This window comes from Sphingobium sp. FW306-1B-F04DB, assembly GCF_058781925.1.
Genome location: NZ_JBYSXE010000019.1, coordinates 59,706 through 64,470, shown reverse-complemented (window position 1 = coordinate 64,470; position 4,765 = coordinate 59,706). Strand labels below are relative to the sequence as shown.

The window sequence follows — 4,765 nt, the reverse complement described above, 5'->3', positions numbered from 1 at the left end:
TTATCTCTCCGCAGTGCGATTGCCTCGTATGACAATCGTCGCACCTCGAAATCCGCGTTTTTACACGTCCTCGGTCGCAAGCGGACATCGGCCCCGACAGAAACCCTGTCCTACATACCGGCGATCTGTCAGGCTGACCCGATTATCGGCTCCTTGATCGCGTGCAGAGGTCGGGCGAGACATTGATCGAAAAACCAATCAATGCGGCCGCACTGATCGAGGGGTTTTTCCATACGCCGAACCTTCCTGACCTTCGGCCGCGCGGCTTCGATCGGGCACGCGCGGCCGGTGGGCTGGGTTCCGAGGCGAGCCTTCAGTTCTCGCTGTCGAGCTTGCCGAACTTGGCCTCGAAGCTCTTGACGTCGCCCTTGGCGAGATAGCCGGCCTGCTCGATCCAGAGGTCGCGTGTGATGCGTCCCTTGAAGGTGCCGAGCTGGCCGTCGACCCGCTCCACGTCGGCGGGCGTCCACGCCGCGATCTGCGCGAAGCTGTTGACGCCGAGCCCGTTGAGCAGGGTCACCAGCTTGGGGCCGACGCCCTTCAGCTGAAGCAGATTGTCGGGCCTGGCAGGGGCGGCTGCCTTGGCAGCGGGCTTCGCTGCGGCCTTCGGCTTCGCGACGGGTGCCTTGGCCGGCGCTTTTGCTGCGGGTGCCTTTGTCGCGGGCGTTTTTGCTGCGGGTGCTTTTGCTACCGGTGCCTTGGCGGGCTTGGCTGCCGGCGCGGCCGCCGTTTTCGGCGCGGGTTTGGTGGCCGGGGCCTTGACCTCTGCCACCTTGGTCGCAGCCTTGGCTTTGGTCGCGGGCTTCTTCGCCGGCGCCTTGGCAACCGCGGGCTTGGGCTCCGCCTTCTTGGCGGCCGGAGCCTTGGGTTCGGGCTTCACCGCCACGGGGGCGATGGTGGCCACGGGCTCCTGCGCCGGGATTTCTCCAGCGAAGGCCAGCGGTTCGGTTGGCTTGGGCAGCGGTGTTTCGACTTTCGCCACCGGCTCGGATGCCGGCGCAGCGGGCTTGGCCGGCGTCGAGGGTGTGTCGGCGGGCTTGGCGCCACGTCCCCACACCCACCAGATGATGCCTGCGCCCAACGCAAGCACGACCAGTACGAATACCCAGTTCACGTCGCCCATGTCCGTGTCCCCTATTCCGACGGGCCTACCGCCCCCCTCAGATTGAAAAGCGTAGCGAATCGGAATGCGCTGTCCACCCCCAAAGGCTTGCGGCAGGTTTAATGGCCGCGATCATTGCGCTCTCACTTTTCGCGCTCGACCTCGCGCCAGCCGATGTCTCGGCGGCAGAAGCCCGTGGGGAAATCGATCGCGTCGACCGCGGCGTAGGCCGATTGCTGTGCCTGTGTCACAGATGCGCCCGTTGCAGTCACATTGAGGACGCGGCCACCACTGGCGACGAGCGCGCCTTCCCTGATCGCGGTGCCCGCGTGGAAAACCTTCGCGCCGCCGGCCTCGGCGGCTTCGATTCCCGAAATGGCGCCGCCCTTTTCGGGCGTGCCCGGATAGCCCTTTGCGGCCATCACGACGGTGAGCGCGGTTTCGGGTTTCAATGCGGGCCTGCCGATTTCGCTGAGCCGACCCTCGGCCGTGGCGAGCAGCAACTCGAGAAGGTCGTCCTCGAGCCGGAGCATCAGCACCTGGCATTCGGGATCACCGAAGCGGACATTATATTCGATGAGCTTGGGGCCGTCGGGGGTCAGCATGAGTCCGGCGAAGAACACGCCCGAATAGGGCGTGCCTGCCTCGGCCATCGCGCGCGCCGTCGGTTCCACGATCTCGTTCATGACGCGCTGCTCGAGTTCCGGGGTAAGCACACGCGCCGGGCTGTAGGCGCCCATGCCGCCCGTATTGGGGCCGGTATCGCCCTCGCCGACACGCTTGTGGTCCTGCGCCGAGCCGAAGGGCAGCACGGTCGTGCCGTCGCACAGCGCGAAGAAGCTGGCTTCCTCGCCCGTCAGGAATTCCTCGATCACCACCTCGGCGCCCGCCGCGCCGAAACTCCCCGAGAACATGTCCTCGACCGCGGCCTCGGCCTCGGCGCGCGTTCCGGCGATGATCACGCCCTTGCCAGCCGCGAGACCATCAGCCTTGACCACCACGGGAAAGCCGAAATCCTCGAGTGCGGCGAGCGCACCGTCCTTGCTCGTCGCGCGGACATACGCCGCGGTCGGGATGTTGGCGCGGGCGCAAAGGTCCTTGGTAAAGCCCTTGGAACCCTCGAGCTGTGCCGCGGTCTTGCCCGGCCCGAATACCGCGACGCCCATGGTCCTGAGATTGTCCGCGAGCCCGTCAACGAGTGGCGCCTCGGGGCCGATGACGACAAGAGCGATCGAGTTGCGGATGCAGAAATCGATCACCGCGCGATGATCGGCAGGATCGATCTCGACCAGTGCGGCATGCGCGGCTATGCCCGGATTTCCGGGGGCTGCGAACAACCTGGTCAGCTTCGACGATTGCGCCAGCTTCCAGGCGAGCGCATGTTCGCGGCCCCCCGAGCCCAAAAGCAGGACATTCATGAGCGATCCCTTCGACAATAATTCCGGGCGGCTGTTAGCCGAGGAGCGCGGCGGGGACAACGCGCCCGCGCAGTCGGTGAGCGAATTGTCTGCGGCGCTGAAGCGGATGGTCGAGGGCAATTTCAGCCATGTCCGGCTGCGCGGTGAGATTTCGGGGCTGAAGCGCGCGGCGTCGGGCCATGTCTATCTCGCGCTCAAGGACGAGAATGCCGTCATCGATGCGGTGATCTGGAAGGGCGCGGCAAGCCAGATCGCCTTTCGTCCCGAGGACGGGATCGAGGTCATCGCGACCGGCCGCCTCACCACCTATCCCGGACGCTCAAAATACCAGATCGTGATCGAGCGGCTCGAACTGGCGGGCGAGGGCGCGCTGATGATGCTGCTCGAGCGGCTCAAGGCCAAGCTTGGCGCGGAGGGGCTGTTCGATCCCGCGCGCAAGGTGCCGCTGCCCTTCCTCCCGCGCGTGATCGGGGTCGTCACCTCGCCGACCGGCGCGGTGATCCGCGACATCCTCCACCGCCTCGCCGATCGCTGCCCGACGCGGGTGATCGTCTGGCCGGTGCTGGTGCAGGGGGAGGGGGCCGCTGCGCAGGTGGCGGCTGCGGTCAACGGTTTCGATTCGATGCCTGCCGATGGTCCGGTGCCGCGGCCAGACCTCGTCATCGTCGCGCGCGGCGGCGGCTCGATCGAGGATCTCTGGGCGTTCAACGAGGAAGTCGTCGTGCGCGCGGTTGCTGATTGCTCGATCCCGATCATCTCGGCGGTGGGGCACGAGACCGACACGACCCTGTGCGATTACGCCGCCGATGTGCGCGCGCCAACGCCCACCGCGGCGGCAGAGATCGCGGTCCCCGTCCGCACCGATCTGATCGCGCATCTGGGGCAGCAGAATCTGCGCATGGCGCGTGCCGCCAACCGTTATCGCGAGCGCAGCGCCGAGAGACTCCAGGCGCTCGCGCGCTTGCTGCCAAAGCCCGCGCAGCTGCTCGATCCGCAGCGCCAGCGCACCGATGACCTCGGCGAACGCCTGCGACGCGGCCTTGCCCACCGCCTGTCCGACGCGCGCGGCGAGCTGGCGCGGGCAAGCGGTGCGCTGCGGCCCGCGCTGCTGACGCAACGCATCGCGCGCGACCGCGACCGGTTCGAGAGACTCTGGCGCCTGATCGAGTCGCTCAGCCCAAATCGTGTGCTCGAGCGCGGCTATGCCTGGGTGGAGAAGCGCGGCGGCGGCGTGGTGTCGAGCGCCGCCGGAGCGCGCGCTGCGGGCGCCCTGACGCTGCATTTCGGCGACGGTGCGGTCGATGCGCGGGTTGAGCGCCCGGGAGGCAAGGGGTATGATCCGCCCAAAGCCGAGCAGCCCAAACTTCTCTAGGCGGCTCGCCAACAGGAGCATGAAGACCCGATGTTGATGTCGCATTCCGGACGGCCGGCGAAACTCCACTATATGGCGAACGGCTTCCGCGTGCTTGCATCGGGCGATCATGTGATCTGCGCGGTGACGGGCGAGAAAATCCCGCTCGATCATCTGCGATACTGGAGCGTGGCGAGGCAGGAGCCCTATGCCAGCGCGGAGATTTCGGTGCGTGCCGAGCTCAATCGGTGAAGCGAATCGCGGGCGCGGCGCTCGCACTCTGGCTTGGCGGTTGCGCGACGGCACCGACACCGTCCGCAAGTGACATCGCGACAAGCCCGCCGACGCCGGGGGCGCCGCCCGCGGCAGTGCGTCCCGCGGCTGGAAGATCGAGAATCTGACCACGCTGCCGCGCATTCCCCGACCAGGTGTCGATTTCGAACGGCTGCGACCCGCCGAACTCGCTGAAATCGCGGCGGCGCGCGGCATCGCCTCGGACAGCCAGGGCTGGCGCCAGCGTTTTTCCTGGCCCGCCATAGGCCGGATATCGGGCCTGTTCGGATCGCAGCGCATCTATCGCGGCGAACCCGGCGCCTATCATTCGGGTGTCGATGTCGCGCGCCCGACGGGCACGCCATTCTATGCGCCGGCCGATGGCGTCGTCACCCTTGCTGCCGACCGGCCGTTCACGCTCGAAGGCCATTTGCTGATGATCGACCACGGCATGGGCCTCAACAGCGCCTTCCTCCATCTCTCGCGGATCGACGTGAAGCCGGGCGATATCGTGCGCCAGGGGCAGTTGCTCGGTGCGATTGGCGCCACCGGCCGCGCCACCGGGCCGCATTTCCACTGGGGCATGAAGTGGCGCGACGAGCGGCTCGATCCGCTGCTCGT

4 protein-coding genes and 1 pseudogene are annotated in these 4,765 nt (G+C 67.2%); 3 read left to right on the top strand and 2 right to left on the bottom strand.

Annotation, left to right across the window (positions count from 1 at the left end):
* Positions 1 to 313 precede the first annotated feature (313 nt).
* Both AC3WJD_RS10880 and purD read right to left on the bottom strand, forming a co-directional pair.
* Positions 314 to 1,123 carry a helix-hairpin-helix domain-containing protein gene (locus AC3WJD_RS10880; protein WP_492746644.1) on the bottom strand — a complete coding sequence of 270 codons (810 nt, stop codon included), beginning with the start codon at positions 1,121 to 1,123 and terminating at the stop codon, positions 314 to 316.
* A 122-nt stretch (positions 1,124 to 1,245) separates the two neighbouring features.
* Positions 1,246 to 2,520, bottom strand: coding sequence for a phosphoribosylamine--glycine ligase (gene purD / locus AC3WJD_RS10875; protein ID WP_492746643.1), 1,275 nt, complete (start codon positions 2,518 to 2,520; stop codon positions 1,246 to 1,248).
* On the opposite strand from purD, the gene xseA reads away from it, so the two are divergent.
* The 3 genes and pseudogenes from xseA to AC3WJD_RS10860 form a co-directional block, all read left to right on the top strand.
* Entirely contained in the window at positions 2,519 to 3,892 is a 1,374-nt protein-coding gene (gene xseA, locus AC3WJD_RS10870) for an exodeoxyribonuclease VII large subunit (protein ID WP_492746642.1), read from the top strand. The genes purD and xseA overlap by 2 nt on opposite strands.
* A gap of 30 nt (positions 3,893 to 3,922) precedes the next feature.
* On the top strand, positions 3,923 to 4,123 hold the full coding sequence (locus tag AC3WJD_RS10865; RefSeq protein ID WP_492746641.1) for a DUF2093 domain-containing protein: 201 nt from the start codon (positions 3,923 to 3,925) through the stop codon (positions 4,121 to 4,123).
* A gap of 118 nt (positions 4,124 to 4,241) precedes the next feature.
* Positions 4,242 to 4,765: pseudogene (locus AC3WJD_RS10860) on the top strand (M23 family metallopeptidase); the annotation flags it as partial.